Genomic DNA, 15370 nt, shown 5'->3' with positions numbered 1-15370 from the left:
TCCATGTCCCATCCTTTTGAGCTATCGTCTCGCGTTGCACTGGTCACGGGTGGCTCTACCGGCATTGGTTTGGGGATCGCGCGCGCTCTTACGGAGTCTGGCGCCCGCGTCGCCGTCGCAGCGCTTCCCGACGCCCACCTCGATTCCCTGCCCGAGAACCTCCCGGATGCCTTGGCTATCCCATGCGATGTGACTGACGTCGAATCCTGTTCCAGCGCCGTGAACACCACTGTAGAGCACTTCGGTCAGCTGGATATCCTGGCAGCTAACGCTGGGGTTTTCCCACAGGCAAATCTCGACACTATTGATGCCGACGTCCTGGAGCAGATCACCCGAATCAACGTCGGTGGCCTGGCTAATTGCGTGAAGGCTGCGCTTCCTGAGCTGAAGAGGTCCACTGCAGGTCGCATCATTGCTACCAGCTCCATTACCGGAAACATGACTGGCTACCCGGGCTGGGCACACTATGGTGCCACGAAGGCCGCCCAGATGGGCTACGTGCGCACCGCGGCGGTTGAGCTGGCGCCACACGGTATCACGGTCAATGCTGTGTTACCTGGGAATATTTTGACCGGCGGCCTCGAGGACTTGTCCGAGGATTACCTAAAGACTATGTCCGCGGCGGTACCGAGCGGCGAGCTCGGCCGACCGTCGGACATTGGCTACGCGGTGGCGTTTTTGGCTTCCGATGCCGCCCGCTTTATTAATGGCCACGGGCTTGTGGTGGATGGTGGACAGATCCTGCCGGAGTAGCAATCAATTCGTTGCTGAGTTTGCGCTCGCTGCGTTGGCGCTGGCGCGCCAGATCATTTTCGGTAGGGAATCGTCGGGCTACTGCCGAGAACACTGCCCCGGTGACGTTATGCAGAACCGCCGCGACGGCGCCCGGCAGTGCAGCTTCGGGACTAAAGAATTTCGCGGCCATGCCGGAGGATAGGCCAGCGGATTGGGTTCCGATTTCTACAGCCATGGTTCGGTTGTAGGATTCCGGCATCTTCAGCGCCTTGCCCGCCAGGTATCCGAGCAGGTACCCGAGCGCATTGTGCAGCAAAACAGCCAGGAACACCAGCAGCCCCACCTTGGCCAGGTTGGCGCCGTTCTTCGCCACGGTCGGGAACACCACGCCGCCGATACCCAGGATGGAAATCCATGGCAGCACTGGGGAAATGAGCCCGATCCACCGGTCAAGCAAGTAACGCAGCACCAGACCACCGATCACCGGCAACAGCACCGTCTGCACCAGGGAGATCGCCATCGCCCGGGCATTAACGTCGGTTTCCGCGCCTGCGAGCACCAGCATCAGCATCGGCGTCACGATCGGTGAAACCAGCGTGGAAACCGAAGTCATTGCCACGGACAGCGCCACATCTCCTTTGGCTAGGAAGGTGATGACGTTGGAGGAGGTTCCGCCGGGGACAGAGCCGAGCATGAGTAGGCCCACGGCAAGTGCAGCATTCAGGCCCAGCAGCTTAGCGACGACAATCGCCGCCAGGGGCATAATCACGAACTGAGCGATCACTCCGATCAGGATGGGCAGTGGTCGGCGCGCGATTTCTTGGAAGTCGGGGATGGTGAGAGTCAGTCCCATACCAAACATGATGATCATGAGGAACTGGGTAATGTACGCGGCTGCAGGCAAGAACGGCGCAGGATAAAGGAAGGCGATCACAGTGCCCACGAGGATGAACGCTGGGAAAGCGGTAACAGCTATAGCTGCGGAACGGTCAGCTGCGGAAAAGTTGTGAGACATGCGAAGTGCTCCATGAGGACAGGGTGGATACTGTGCAGTGCGTGCGGGGTGGAGCACGGTGAACTTTGCAAAGCCAGGTGTGGCTGTAACTTCACCATAACACCTTGTGATTACAGTCACAAACAACTTACCCTTTAAGGGTTACCCGGTAACCTACAGCCATAACAGTTACCCGGTAACCTTTCGGAAGGTGACTCATGCCAATACCCCACTCCCTACTGGAGCTCCTCACGGATGGACCAGCCTCTGCTAGTGATCTTCGCCGAAGATTCCAGGAGCTCACCCATCAACAATGGCCTCTTAACAAGGGGCAGGTTTCTCAGACCTTGGGCCGTCTGAATCGAGATGGCCTCATTCGCAGCATGGGTTCCGAGTACGGCCCTAGCGGCCACGCCACCGAGCTTTTTGCCATTACAGAAACTGGCAACGAAGAGTTGCTTCGTTGGTGGCGCAGCCCCGTGGTGCACTCCGAAAACCAACGCGATGAACTGGTGATCAAAATTTCCCTCGCAGCCGCGACCAAATCGCAGCAGCTTCCAGACCTCATTCAGCGGCAACGCGAGGCTGTCATGAGTGAATTGAGATCCACAACCATGCAGCTGCGCGAACTGCCCAAGATCCGCAGCGCTGACCGGTTACTGCTTGAAAGACGCATTTTCAATCTCGAAGCTGAAAACCGCTGGCTTGACCGCATCGACACCCTCAAGGACGCCTAGAACCATGACCGCCCCTACCCTTTTCCTCGACAACGTCACCAAGATCCACCAAGACGGCCCGAACCACATCCACGCCCTGGATTCCGTCACCCTGGAAGTCATGCCCGGCGAACTCGTTGCCATCATGGGCGCCTCCGGTTCCGGAAAGTCCACGCTGCTCAACGTCTCAGGTACTCTCACCACTCCCACCTCCGGGCGTGTGCTGCTCGGCGGTGCCGACACCAGCGAGATGAGCCCTAACAAGATCGCAGCTTTACGACGCCAATTCATCGGATTCGTCTTCCAAGACTTCAATCTCCTGCCCACACTTACCGCGACGGAAAACATCGCGCTCCCCCTGGAGTTAGATGGGATGAACACTCGAAACGCTCGTGCAGCAGCGCTGCACACGCTGGAAGAACTGGGGCTCACGGAATTAAGCGACCGCTTCCCGTCTGAAATGTCCGGTGGACAGCGGCAGCGCATCGCGATTGCGCGGGCGGTCGTCGGCAAGCGGCAGCTTTTGCTGGCTGACGAGCCGACCGGCGCTCTCGACAGCACCACCGCCGACGACGTCCTCGAGCTCTTGGTTTCCCGAGTTCGCGCCGGCGCCGCAGGTCTTTTGGTCACCCACGAGCCACGCCTCGCTGCCTACGCCGACCGCACCATCTACCTACGCGACGGCCACATTCATGGAGGTGCCAAGTGACAGCCCGCCTCGCCTGGCGCGACCTGCGTCAAAACTGGAAACGATCCATCCTGGCTGTACTGCTTTTCGCCGCCCCAGTGTTCCTCATCGGTACCTTCCTCGGCCTGGTTGAAGGCCCTTGGCAGCCTCCCACCTACCAAGGAAAGGAGTTCGTCGCATCCGTATCCACCTGGCAATGCAAAAACACCTCAGACGATGGATTCTGCACCAAGGATCCCGAAGCGCTTAATCGCCCTGACCTGCAGCGCATTGCCGCGACCGTTCCCGGGGAGTTCGTCCCCGAACTGAACCTCACTGCAACCATTCATGGCAGTGACGCAGAGTTCTATCAGGCGGTTACAGCCTCCGAGGTGGATACTAGTTCGATCGCCGTTCCCCCGCCCGGCCAGATCTACTTATCACCACGAGAGGCTGCGCTCCTAGGCGTGCAGGAAGGTGATCGGGTAGCTCTCACTTTCTCTGGTACAAATAGCACCCAAGACTTTGTCGTTGGAGCTCCAGAAACGGGAGGCTTCTACGGTGGCCGGTCCAGTGTGAACATCGCTGACCTGTCTTTCTTCGACCCGGCCACGGCTGTATCCGCACAGCTCCCCGCAGACTGGCATGTGCAGTGGTACTCCGACAACACTCGCGAAGTTTTCGACACCGACCAGGGCGTGAGTGTGTATTCCTCGATTCCCACTCCACCGCCAGCTAATACGGATAAAAAGGACCTGCTCGTGGTGTCCTTTTTGAAAAACCTCAACGCAGATGACCTAGCAGGCACCATCGCACTCACCGTATTGATAGCAGTTCTTCTTGCTTCCATCGTGGGACCAATTTTCGCCGTCGCGGCGGGGCGGAACCTGCGGATCAATGGCATACTCGCCGCCAATGGCGCCACCTCAGCTCATCTGCGGGGCATCATGCTCTGGCATGGTATTTTCATCGGGCTTGCCGGGGCGATCGTGGGCACTGCACTAACCGCACTCGCCGGGATTGGAATCCGGGTGTTCAGCACCGACATCGGCTTCGCATTCCATCTGGACTTATGGGTTGCACTGATCGTGCTCGCGATGCTGTGGGGTCTCGTCGCCGCACTCGTCCCTGCGATTCGGGCCTCCCGAATGGACCCGGTACAGGCGTTGGCGGGAGGAGCGTCGGTACGCATGCGTCGGCTGCGCCCTTGGCACCTTATCCCGCTCGCGTTCGGTGCGCTGTTTTTCCTCCTCATCATTTTCGACGACGGCGACGCGCTACCGATCCACATCGCAGGGTTGATCACGGTGGTGGTGCTCAGCGCTCCACTGCTGTTATTGGGAGCATCGCGGCTCGTTCGTTTTGTTTCTCTACCGGCGCGGCTCGCCATCCGTGACGGCGTGCGCAACTATGGCCGCACGATGCCAGCTATCGGCGCTATTGCCGGCTGCCTGCTCATCGGTCTGTTCAGCGCTGGTTTTGCGACGCCGCTCATCCCGGGAGAGCACCCGGTAGTCATCGCGAAACCAACTATGGTGTCTGCCAGCGATCCAGTAGTGTTCCAAGAGCCCCTGCACAACGCCCAACACGTCACTCATGCGCCCCTACGGGTAGATCGGTACGAGCAGTTCGGTTCTGAGGACTACAACGCAACCGCCAAGGACGGCGTCACCCCCTACAGCATGAGCCCGCTGGCCGAGGCACTGCACATCCCGAGCTCCTTCGAATACGGCAGTGGCGTTTTTATCGCTACCCCAAACATCATCGACTTCCTCGCGCTGCGTGCCCCGGAAACCGTGCCCCCAGCAAAAGCCACGGAATACCGGGACGCCTTAGAGAATGGAATTGCCATCGCAGGCAGCCACAACCTGCTTACCGACGGCACAATCACCCTCACTAAAGACCAGGACAGCGTCCAACTCCCAGCAATCTCGCTGCCCTTCGACTCCGAAGCCCCATCGGTCATCATCACCCCAGATATGGCCCGCGACATCGGAATCCAAGCCTCTTATAACGGCTCCCTTTTCGCGGAAGGGAAACCGCTCAACATCTTCCAGCAAATCCGCCTCAACTTCGGGAACAACACCCTTCAGATCACTAATGAAGGAGACGACGGCCTGGGCAGCTTCTTCCTCATCCCGCTGGGATTGGCGATCGTGCTCACCTTCATCGTTACCCTTCTGCTAGTTCTGCTCACGGGAATGGAAACCCGCAAAGATCAAAGGATCATGGCATCCCTCGGCGGTTCCCCCGCTCTGCTTCGTCGCTACTGCGGCGCCCAAGGCATGTTGGTAAGTGCTCTCGGGCTCCTCGGCGCTGTGATCGGGGCAGCCCTGCTATTCCTCGCGTTCCTATGGCGAAACACCGAAATAGCCATTGCCGACGTCTACCAAACGATGCTCTACAGCATCAGTGCCCCACTGCTGATTGTTTGTGGCGCGATCCTGCTCGTCGGATGGCTGACAGGCCTGATCTTCGGGTCACGCTTTAGCGGTGATCTGGCCACACGCTAGGGGTTGGCTGCTTCTGAGAAACCCGGGAAGCATTTCCCGGGTTTCGGAAGAAAAACACTGAAATAGCACCTGTGCAGCTCAGATTCCTCCCGAGACCCGGGTTATGCTTCCCGGGGATACGGGGTGCGGGAGCCAATTGTTACTGGTAGCCCCCTCAACAGTGAACCCCTGATAGGGAGTTGAAGCGCGAAACTAATCCCTACGCCGTTGATCTCCAATGACCTGGACTTTTATCACCAAAAGGCGTAGGGATTTCTCGCACGCCCCCTAATCACTATCCAAACCCCCTCACCCCTAGAAATCGAGCGCAGACACGATGTCGTCGATGAGCCGTGCCGCTGCTTTGGCGGTGCGGCCGTCGATGTCGTATGTGGGGTTGAGTTCCACCACATCCACCAATCGAAGTTTCCCGCTGCGCGCCGCTGCGACGGCCATCGCGTGGATACGGTCAAAAGAGACGCCGTAGGCAGCAGGAGCAGAAACTCCTGGCGCAACTGCAGCTGGTAGGACATCGAGGTCAATGGAAAGGTGCAGGGTGTCAACGGATTCAGCTGCTTGAGCGACCAGCTCTGCGCACTCCGCCGGGCTCATGGCTGCCAGTTCGGTGTCCAGTGTGTAGTGAACATTCAGTTCGTCAGCCGCTGTAAACAACGCGCGGGTGTTGTTTGGTCGGGAGATGCCGAACACTGAGTAGCGAAAGTCCTCGGTTTCGTTGGCGAGCTGCCGAAACGGAGTGCCCGAGGTCGGTTCGGGCGCGCTACGCAGGTCAAAGTGTGCGTCCAGGTTCACGATCCCGACGCTGCCGGAAACATTGTCCCGCAGCCCGCGGTGTGAACCGTATGCGGTTTCGTGGCCACCGCCGAGGACAATCACGGTGTGACCTGCCTTGATAAGTTTTCCTACCGCACCGGTGAGCTCGTCATGAGCACCGGTTAAATCGTGGCCGGTTAGGGTGCAGGTTCCGGCGTCGTATAGCGGCGTGCTGTGGTGCACGGCCAGGCTGCCGAGCGCGCCGCGAATGATGTCGGGGGCGGTGGCTGCACCGACGCGCCCCTGGTTGCGACGGACGCCTTCATCGCTGGCGAATCCAAGGAGAACGACGCCGGGTGTCGCGTCGGCGGTCGCAGGCTGTATCGTCGAATGCCAGCGCGCGTGTTCGGCGCCGGGGCCATCGATGCGGCCTGTCCAAACGTCCATGTGGTTGCTCATGCCTAGCACACTACCAAGCCCTAAGGAGGCCCGAGTGAGTTCGAAAGTGCCGGCTGCTGCGAATACCTTGAAGATCCTCACGCTGCTGACCAGCATCGATACCCCAATTTCGGCGTCTCGCATTCATACTGAGCTCGGTCTTCCCCGTTCCACGGTGTATCACCTGCTGAATGTGATGGAGGAAGCGGGGTTTGTGGTGCATATCCCGGAGCAACGCACCTACGGTCTAGGGCTCGCCGCCTATGCGATGACCAGGGCGTATGTGACGCAGCAGCCGCTCGTGCGGGTGGGGGCGAAGCACGCGCAGCAGCTGGCGGCGAAGGTGGGTGGCAGCGCGCATATTTCTCGCTTAGCGACGACCCAAGTCCACTATCTCCTGGAAGAACGCGCCCCGGGCGCGGTAAGCCTCGTCACTGCTGAAGGGGTGCATCTACCTGCATTGATGACCGCGAGCGGGAAATGTCAGCTCGCTTATTTACCGGAGCAGGATCTGAAAGCGACGGTAACGCTTGCCGGCGCGGGCGGGTCGCAGTGGGCAGCGTTACGAAAAGAGTTTCAGCAGGTCCGGGAGCGTGGCTGGGCCGAGGAAATTGGCGAGGTCTCCCCTGGCCAGCAAACCGTCGCAGCCCCCATCATGGACCATTTGGGCAGGCCAGCGGCCGCTTTGGCATTGACCTTTAGTATGGGGAAATTCGGGGAGCTGGCCCACGAAGAGCTGGCCGAGGAGGTCGCCGCAAAAGCCGCCCTGATCTCGCAGTCAGTCTTCGGCAAACGCAGTCTGTAATTGCAGACTGTTAATGTGCTGCGGTGGGCGCCCCCGCTCGCAGCCTCGACAAATACAACGGGCGTCACCTAGAATTCGTACCAATGCGCAGGCTGTCGCGCAGTTGTCCGTAACTGAATGCGTCTCTTCCCATTGTGAAGCGACGATTATTCCCGAAGGTGACGACCCATGCCTGCACACAAAAATCATCCCAAGGTTCAAGAACACCATCCTGGTGCCCCCGCTTTCGAAGCTGCCATTCTTCGATCCGAAGATCGTACGGATCATCGATCGACGTGGCCGTTCTTCGTCTACTCTGCGCTTGGCATCGCCATCTTTTTCCTCCCGCTTTCTTGGCGAGGCAACACGACCATCATCGTGGATCATGTTGTCACTGCTTTCCGCGATGTGGCGGGCCCCGTAGTTCCTTGGATTCTCCTCGCATTTATGTTGTACGGAACAGTGCGCCAGTTCATCACTGGCCGCTGGAAAAACGGTGCCCTGACCGGCGTTTTCTCTTTCGCCAACATTGTCGGCGTCATTGTCGCCGGGCTCTATGTGTCCGGATTCTTGTCCGGTCCCCTGGCGGCGAAGGACCTGGTTCCGTTTCTGTTTGAGAAGATCGCCACGCCGGTTGGCCTCATTGTTCCCATTGGATCGATGTTCCTCGCGTTGATTATTTGCTACGGGTTCCTGGAGTTCGTAGGGGTCCTTATGCAGCCGGTGATGCGCCCCATCTGGCGCACCCCAGGACGTTCCGCGATTGACGCGGTTGCTAGCTTTGTGGGCTCGTACTCGCTTGGCATTTTGATCACTGATCGGGTGTACCGCGAAGGCAAATACACTGCCCGGGAGGCAGCGATCATCGCAACGGGCTTTTCGACGGTCTCGGCAGCTTTCATGGTTATCGTCGCCAAAACTCTCGATTTGATGGCCTATTGGGGCCCGTTCTTCGCGGTCTCTCTTGTTGTCACGTTCATTGTCACCGCAATTTCAGTCAGGATCCCTCCCCTATCCTTGCTCCCCAACGACTACTACGAGGGGGCGACCGCTCAGCCAGAAGAGATTGTGCGCAAGGATCGCATGAAGGTGGCCTGGTCCGAAGCGAAAAATACGTTGGATGAGGCGCCACCGCTTCCGCAAGCAGCGTGGCGAAACTTTGTTGATGGCACCAACATGGCGGCTGCGATTACCCCGTCCATCATGTCGATTGGCCTGGGCGGTCTTTTGTTAGCTAAGTTCACCCCAGTTTTCGATTGGCTTGGGTTTCTTTTTTACCCGTTTGCGTGGGTTGCCCGGGTTCCGGAGCCGATGTTGGCTTCTAAGGCTGCGGCCACAGGTATTGCTGAAATGCTTCTTCCGGCCACGCTGGTGTCCGATCAAGAGTCTCTGGTGCTCCGCTTCGTCATTGGCGTGGTGGCAGTGAGCGCCATCATCTTCTTCTCCGCGCTGGTGCCATGCATCTTGGCGACGCAGATTCCGGTGAAGATGTGGCACATGGTGGTCATTTGGTTCGAGCGGGTGGCGCTGACGTTCCTTATTGCCACTCCGATTGCCTACCTTCTCCTCTAACCTCAAGTCTGGCATTTCAGACACTATCGCTAGCCACGCTCTCCTTTTTTGCAATTGTCCCGCCTACACTGGCGACCGTAAGTGATCCACAACACTATCGACTTTTCGAGTGATGACAGCCCCGGCCCCACCGGATCACTCGACAGGGTGATAACTACAGCTTTCTCAGGAGTCCTCATGTCCGAACCCCGCATTGTCCGCGCCCCACGCGGTACCGAGATTTCCGCAAAATCGTGGCAGACCGAGGCGCCACTTCGCATGCTGATGAACAACCTGGACCCGGAGGTCGCTGAGCGTCCGGAAGACCTCGTTGTTTATGGTGGCACCGGCAAGGCTGCCCGCAACTGGGAGGCCTTCGACGCGATCGTTGCCTCCCTCAAAGACCTTGAGGATGACGAGACCCTCCTCGTCCAGTCCGGCAAGCCGGTGGGCATTTGGAAGACGAACCCATGGGCACCACGCGTGTTGATCGCCAACTCCAACCTGGTGGGCGACTGGGCCACCTGGCCAGAATTCCGCAAGCTTGAGGCCGAGGGCCTGATGATGTACGGCCAAATGACCGCGGGTTCCTGGATTTACATCGCCACCCAGGGCATTTTGCAGGGCACCTTCGAGACCTTCGCCGCCATCGCCCGCAAGCGCTTCGATGGCACACTCAAGGGCACCATCACCCTGACCGGCGGTTGTGGCGGTATGGGTGGTGCGCAGCCACTGGCAGTCACGCTCAATGGTGGCGTGTGCATCATCGCGGACGTGGATCGGGCGCGCCTGGAGCGTCGTCAAGCAAAGCGCTACCTCGACGAGGTCGCCGACAGCCTTGACGACGCCATTGCCCGCGCCACCACTGCAAAGACCGAGGGTCGCGCCCTGTCGGTCGGCGTCGAAGGCAACGCTGCGGATATCTTCCCAGAGCTGCTGCGTCGCCACCGCGCCGGTGACATTCAGGTCGACATCGTCACCGACCAGACCTCTGCCCACGACCCGCTGTCCTACCTGCCGTCCGAAATCCCATTCGCCGACTGGCAGGCCGAGGCTCGCCAGGATCCGGAGACCTTCACCAAGAAGGCGCGCGAGTCCATGGCCGCGCAGGTGCAAGCGATGGTGGAGTTCCAAGATGAGGGCGCTGAGGTGTTCGACTACGGCAACTCCATCCGCGACGAAGCCCGCCACGCCGGTTACGGTCGTGCCTTCGAGTTCCCTGGCTTCGTCCCCGCTTACATCCGTCCGCTGTTCTGCGAGGGCCTCGGCCCATTCCGCTGGGCTGCACTCTCCGGCGATCCAGAGGACATTCGCGTCACTGACCAGGCCCTGAAGGAGCTCTTCCCTGAGAATGAGCATCTGCACCGGTGGCTGGATGCTGCCGAGGAATACGTGGAGTTCGAAGGCCTGCCAGCGCGTATCTGCTGGCTTGGCTACGGCGAGCGCCACAAGGCCGGCCTGCTGTTCAATGATCTTGTCCGCGAGGGCAAGGTCAAGGCACCGATCGTCATCGGCCGTGACCACCTGGATTCCGGCTCCGTCGCCTCCCCATACCGCGAAACCGAGTCCATGCTGGATGGCTCCGACGCGATCGCGGACTGGCCACTGCTGAACGCACTGACGGCAACATCGTCTGGCGCAACCTGGGTGTCCATCCACCACGGTGGTGGCGTCGGCATCGGCCGTTCTATCCACGCTGGCCAGGTGTCCGTCGCTGATGGCACCGACCTGGCAGCCGAGAAGCTCTCCCGCGTTCTGACCAACGACCCTGGCATGGGCGTGATCCGCCACGTGGATGCTGGCTACAATCGCGCGCAGGAGGTCGCTGAGGAACGTGGCGTCCGTATCCCTATGCCGTTCAACTCCCGAGAGAAGTAGCCTTGAGCACACTTTTTACTGGAATTTCCGAACTTCGCACGGTGTCCGAGCTGGGCACCGTGCCGGACGCGGCCCTCGTGGCCACGGACGGGGTGGTCGAATGGATCGGTTCTGCCAGCCAGGCACCGGCCGCCGATGATCGTGTTGATCTCGGCGGCCGCGCCGTGCTTCCTGGCTGGGTCGATTCCCACACCCACATGATTTTCGACGGCGACCGTTCCGCCGAATTCGAAGCGCGCATCGCCGGGAAGTCCTACGAGGCCGGCGGTATCGCTGTGACGATGGACGCGACCCGGAATGCCGGGGCAGATCGCCTCACTGAGCTGCTAGATATGCGTATCGCCGCTGCTCACGCCGGTGGCACCACCACCTTGGAGACCAAAACCGGCTATGGCTTGGACGTCGCCTCTGAGGAGGAAGCAGCGCGCATCGCCGCTTCCCGCATTGAGGACGTAACGTTCCTCGGCGCACACCTAGTGCCACCAGGAGCGGACGCCGAGGAATACGTCGACCTCGTCTGCGGCCCCATGCTCGACGCCGTCGCTCCTTACTGCATCTGGATCGATGTGTTCTGCGAGCGGGGCGCTTTCAATGAAGAGCAATCCCGCCGCGTGCTCCACGCTGGCCTGGCCAAGGGCCTGACCCCACGTGTGCACGGCAATCAGCTGGGGCTGGGACCAGGTGTGGCGCTCGCCGTGGAGGTTGGCGCTGCCAGCGTTGACCACGTCAACTTTGTTACCGACGAAGACATTGAACTGCTCGCCGGTTCCGACACGGTCGCAACCGCGCTGCCGGCATGTGATCTGTCCACCCGCGCGCCGCTGACTCCCCTCCGCAAGCTCATCGACGCCGGTGTCACGGTTGCCATTGCCTCAAACCTGAACCCCGGCACCTCGTACACCTCCGCGATGAACTTCTGCGTTGGCACTGCGGTCCTCCAGCAGGAACTCACCCTGGACGAGGCCATCAAGGCCGCAACCTGGGGAGGCGCCCGCGCGTTACGACGCGAATCCCTAGGATCCGGCCTGGACGCCCAAGGGCGCCCAGCAAAGGGATCCCTCGTGGTGGGAGCCGCGGCGGACCTGCATGTTTTGGATACCCCGCACGCCATTGACCTGGCGTATCGCCCAGGAATGCCATTGACGTACCAGACCTACGTTGCTGGTTCACTGGTGTAGCCAAATCATAGATTTAAGCCCCCATACCTGCTGGTATGGGGGCTTTGATTCGCGAGAGGAATCTTAAAGCCATCCTTATTCCACTCGGTGGCGCACCACCAGGAAGTACAGCGCGCTCATCACCGCGAGGAATCCCACGCCTACCACAAGAGCCACGTGATAGTCCGGGATCCAGGCCATGATCCCGAAGGTTCCCACAATGAACGCGATGGCAAAGTACTGGCCAAACGGCCAAAACGGAACCCGATACTTCAGCGCAGCGACGTCGGATGGGGTGAGGTTGCGTCGTGAAGCGACGTGCGCCAGGAGGATCATCAGCCAGACATACACGGTGGCGAACGTTGCCAGGGAAGCGACGATTTCGAACACGCGATCTGGCAGCGCGGCGTTGAGGGCGACGCCTACGATCAGCACGAACACCAGGATGACGGTGGTCATGACGGGGATACCGCGAACAATCTTGCCCATCACAGGTGGAGCGAGGCGTTGCTTGGCCAGGCCCGTCAAGACGCGCCCAGCACCGAACAGATCAGCGTTGATCGCGGACAGTGCAGCCGAGATCACCACGATGTTGAGGAGGGCGGCAGCCCAGGTGACACCGAGGGAGGAGAAGATCTGCACGAATGGCGACTCATCGCCGGTGATCGTGCGCCATGGATTCAGGATCAGGATGATCGTGATGGCAAGAACGTAAAACAGCAGGATACGCATCGGGACGGTGTTGATGGCCTTGGGCACCGAGCGCTCGGGGTGTTCTGCTTCCGTGCCCGCGACTCCGATGATCTCCGTACCGCCGAAGGCAAACAGCACCAGGATGAAGGAGGCCACGAGTCCGCCGATGCCATTGGGCATAAACCCGCCGTCGTTCCACAGGTTGTCTACCCCGTGGTTGTGAGCACCGTTGCCAAGGTTGAAGATCAAAATGGCTGCGCCACCCAGGATCATTGCTATGACTGCGCCCACTTTGATCAGGGTAAAGACGAACTCTAGTTCTCCGAACGCTTTAACGGTGACCAGGTTGGCAGCACCGACAATCAAAAGGGTTACTGCCACCCACACCCACTGCGAGGTATCGGGGAACCACATTTTCATATAGATGCCAATAGCCGAGAGGTCAGCCAGGCACACGATGATCATTTCGAAGGCGAACATCCAACCAGTGATGTATCCAGCCCAATTGCCCAAGTGCTGTCGCGCGTACTCCGCAAACGAACCGGTGATGGGGTTGCGCACCGCCATTTCTCCCAGTGCCCGCAACATGAAGTAGACGACTGCGCCGCCCAGGAGATAAACGATGAGGACCGACGGGCCCGCAGCTTGGATTGCCCCGGCGGAGCCGTAGAACAAACCAGTGCCAATAGCTGACCCGAGGGCGATGAAGTGTAGATGGCGGTGGGACAGGCCACCTGTTCGTTGTTCCATATAACCTTCCCTTCCAGATTTTGTAACCCGGATCATGTTCACCACATACCGCGTGCTGGAACACACTACAGACTGCAAAAGTCTGGCATTTCAGACTTCTTCATAATCTTCCCCTACAGATCCAACTGTGTTCCCCGTTACACTCGACTGAAATTAATCAACCAAGGAGGACACCATGACCGTGGCCGTTGGCAAGTACGGGCTGAGCATTACTGACGTCGTCAAGGTGGCGCGGTTCGGCGCCCGCGTCGAACTCACTGAGGAAGCGCTTACTGAGATCACCGCCACCCGCACCCACATTGAAGCCCTAGCCGAGCAAGAGACCCCAGTGTATGGCGTTTCCACTGGCTTCGGTGCGCTCGCACGCCGCCACATCCCACACGAGCTCCGCGCCCAGCTGCAACTGAGCCTCGTCCGCTCGCACGCCGCAGGCTCCGGACCGGAGGTGGAAAAAGAAGTGGTGCGTGCGTTGATGCTGCTGCGCTTGTCGACGCTCGCGACCGGCCGCACTGGTGTCCGAGCCGAAGTCGCGCAGACCTACGCCGACATTCTCAATGCCGACATCACTCCCGTGGTCCACGAGTACGGCTCCCTCGGCTGCTCCGGCGATCTGGCACCGCTCGCCCACTGCGCTCTCGCGGCGATGGGCGAAGGTTTCGTCCGTGATGCCAGCGGAACCAAACTCCCTGCTGGTGACGCCCTCGCTGCAGCGGGTATCACCCCGATCGTCCTGCGTGAGAAGGAGGGGCTGGCGCTGATCAATGGCACGGATGGCATGCTCGGAATGCTGTGTCTGGCTATCACTGATTTGCAGCAACTGGCCAAGCACGCCGATCTTGCTACCGCAATGACTGTTCAGGGACTGCGTGGCACCACCGGGGTTTACGAGCCACACCTGCACGAACTGCGCCCACACGCCGGCCAGGCAGTATCGGCAGCCAATATCCTCAAGCTCGCTTCTCGCTCTCCGCTGCTGGACGCCGCTTTCGAAGAGTTCAAAACCACCCAAGTGCAGGATGCTTACTCCATCCGCTGTGCGCCACAGGTGGCAGGTGGTTTCCGCGACACCGTCGCGCACGCCGTGAATGTAGCCAACATCGAACTGAACTCGGCGGTAGATAATCCGGTAGTCACCAAGGACGGGGAGGTCCGTTCCAACGGCAATTTCCACGGAGCTCCGGTTGCTTATGTGCTCGACTTCCTTGCTATCGTCGTCGCAGATTTGGCCTCCATCTCTGAGCGTCGTACGGACCGCTTCCTGGACACCGCCCGCAACCGTGGATTGAACGCTTTTCTAGCCGATGACCCTGGTGTTGACTCGGGCCACATGATTGCCCAGTACACCCAGGCAGCCATTGTGTCTGAGCTGAAGCGGCTCGCCAATCCTGCCTCCGCCGATTCCATCCCTTCCTCGGCAATGCAAGAAGACCATGTGTCTATGGGATGGTCTGCTGCCCGCAAGCTGCGGAAAGCCATCGATGGCCTCACTCGCGTTCTCGCCATCGAAATCCTCACTGCTGCGCGCGCCATTGATATGCGGGGCGAGGCACCTTCGGCTCCGGTTCACGCGGTGATCAGTGCACTGCGTGAGCAGGTTCCAGCACCGGATACGGACCGCTTCCTCTCTCCTGAGATTGAAGCGACCATCTCCCTGGTTGCTGACGGAACGTTGCTGACGGCAGCTGAGGGCGAATCCGGCCCGCTTGGCTAACGAGCGCTAGGCTAGGTGCGTCCTATTTTTCCT

At 59.9% G+C, this 15370-nt stretch carries 12 protein-coding genes; 9 read left to right on the top strand and 3 right to left on the bottom strand.

Annotated elements, in window-relative coordinates; all coding sequences use genetic code 11:
• Positions 1–3 precede the first annotated feature (3 nt).
• Entirely contained in the window at positions 4–753 is a 750-nt protein-coding gene (locus HW450_RS11170) for an SDR family oxidoreductase (RefSeq protein WP_182385692.1), read from the top strand.
• On the opposite strand, the gene HW450_RS11165 is transcribed toward HW450_RS11170, so the two are convergent.
• Positions 704–1750 (bottom strand): bile acid:sodium symporter family protein, encoded by a 1047-nt coding sequence (locus tag HW450_RS11165; protein WP_182385691.1) that lies wholly within the window; start codon positions 1748–1750, stop codon positions 704–706. The genes HW450_RS11170 and HW450_RS11165 overlap by 50 nt on opposite strands.
• 197 nt (positions 1751–1947) lie before the next feature.
• On the opposite strand from HW450_RS11165, the gene HW450_RS11160 reads away from it, so the two are divergent.
• From HW450_RS11160 to HW450_RS11150, 3 genes are read left to right on the top strand one after another with little or no spacing between them, the layout of a single operon-like run.
• A complete protein-coding gene (locus HW450_RS11160; RefSeq protein ID WP_182385690.1) occupies positions 1948–2466 on the top strand; it encodes a PadR family transcriptional regulator in 519 nt (172 codons plus the stop codon).
• Between the two features lie 4 nt (positions 2467–2470).
• Positions 2471–3154, top strand: a complete 684-nt coding sequence (locus HW450_RS11155) for an ABC transporter ATP-binding protein (RefSeq protein ID WP_182385689.1) — start codon at positions 2471–2473, stop codon at positions 3152–3154.
• Positions 3151–5625, top strand: a complete 2475-nt coding sequence (locus HW450_RS11150; RefSeq protein ID WP_182385688.1) for an FtsX-like permease family protein — start codon at positions 3151–3153, stop codon at positions 5623–5625. The genes HW450_RS11155 and HW450_RS11150 overlap by 4 nt, the downstream gene beginning before the upstream one ends.
• Before the next feature lie 294 nt (positions 5626–5919).
• Here the strand turns inward: HW450_RS11150 and hutG are convergent, their stop codons facing one another.
• Positions 5920–6834, bottom strand: a complete 915-nt coding sequence (gene hutG / locus HW450_RS11145) for a formimidoylglutamase (protein ID WP_182385687.1) — start codon at positions 6832–6834, stop codon at positions 5920–5922.
• A 34-nt stretch (positions 6835–6868) separates the two neighbouring features.
• Here hutG and HW450_RS11140 point away from each other — a divergent pair, with 34 nt between their 5' ends.
• From HW450_RS11140 to hutI, 4 genes are all read left to right on the top strand, one after another.
• Positions 6869–7618: an IclR family transcriptional regulator gene (locus HW450_RS11140; protein WP_232843254.1), complete on the top strand. Its 750-nt coding sequence runs from the start codon at positions 6869–6871 to the stop codon at positions 7616–7618.
• A gap of 168 nt (positions 7619–7786) precedes the next feature.
• A complete protein-coding gene (locus HW450_RS11135) occupies positions 7787–9169 on the top strand; it encodes a YjiH family protein (protein WP_182385685.1) in 1383 nt (460 codons plus the stop codon).
• 177 nt (positions 9170–9346) lie between these two features.
• Positions 9347–11026 carry a urocanate hydratase gene (hutU, locus tag HW450_RS11130; protein ID WP_182385684.1) on the top strand — a complete coding sequence of 560 codons (1680 nt, stop codon included), beginning with the start codon at positions 9347–9349 and terminating at the stop codon, positions 11024–11026.
• Between the two features lie 2 nt (positions 11027–11028).
• On the top strand, positions 11029–12204 hold the full coding sequence (gene hutI / locus HW450_RS11125) for an imidazolonepropionase (RefSeq protein WP_182385683.1): 1176 nt from the start codon (positions 11029–11031) through the stop codon (positions 12202–12204).
• 75 nt (positions 12205–12279) lie between these two features.
• On the opposite strand, the gene HW450_RS11120 is transcribed toward hutI, so the two are convergent.
• A complete protein-coding gene (locus tag HW450_RS11120) occupies positions 12280–13626 on the bottom strand; it encodes an amino acid permease (RefSeq protein WP_182385682.1) in 1347 nt (448 codons plus the stop codon).
• Between the two features lie 175 nt (positions 13627–13801).
• Here HW450_RS11120 and hutH point away from each other — a divergent pair, with 175 nt between their 5' ends.
• On the top strand, positions 13802–15337 hold the full coding sequence (hutH, locus tag HW450_RS11115) for a histidine ammonia-lyase (protein WP_182385681.1): 1536 nt from the start codon (positions 13802–13804) through the stop codon (positions 15335–15337).
• The last annotated feature ends 33 nt before the right edge of the window (positions 15338–15370 follow it).

Origin of the sequence: Corynebacterium hindlerae (assembly GCF_014117265.1) — a bacterium.
Classification (GTDB): Bacteria; Actinomycetota; Actinomycetes; order Mycobacteriales; family Mycobacteriaceae; genus Corynebacterium; species Corynebacterium hindlerae.
This window is presented reverse-complemented; position numbering and strand designations above follow the sequence as displayed.

Coding starts and splice junctions, on each gene's coding strand:
- HW450_RS11170 (WP_182385692.1), top strand. CDS start 4: ATGTCCCATCCTTTTGAGCTATCGTCTCGCGTTGCACTGGTCACGGGT.
- HW450_RS11165 (WP_182385691.1), bottom strand. CDS start 1,750: ATGTCTCACAACTTTTCCGCAGCTGACCGTTCCGCAGCTATAGCTGTT.
- HW450_RS11160 (WP_182385690.1), top strand. CDS start 1,948: ATGCCAATACCCCACTCCCTACTGGAGCTCCTCACGGATGGACCAGCC.
- HW450_RS11155 (WP_182385689.1), top strand. CDS start 2,471: ATGACCGCCCCTACCCTTTTCCTCGACAACGTCACCAAGATCCACCAA.
- hutG (WP_182385687.1), bottom strand. CDS start 6,834: ATGAGCAACCACATGGACGTTTGGACAGGCCGCATCGATGGCCCCGGC.
- HW450_RS11135 (WP_182385685.1), top strand. CDS start 7,787: ATGCCTGCACACAAAAATCATCCCAAGGTTCAAGAACACCATCCTGGT.
- hutU (WP_182385684.1), top strand. CDS start 9,347: ATGTCCGAACCCCGCATTGTCCGCGCCCCACGCGGTACCGAGATTTCC.
- HW450_RS11120 (WP_182385682.1), bottom strand. CDS start 13,626: ATGGAACAACGAACAGGTGGCCTGTCCCACCGCCATCTACACTTCATC.
- hutH (WP_182385681.1), top strand. CDS start 13,802: ATGACCGTGGCCGTTGGCAAGTACGGGCTGAGCATTACTGACGTCGTC.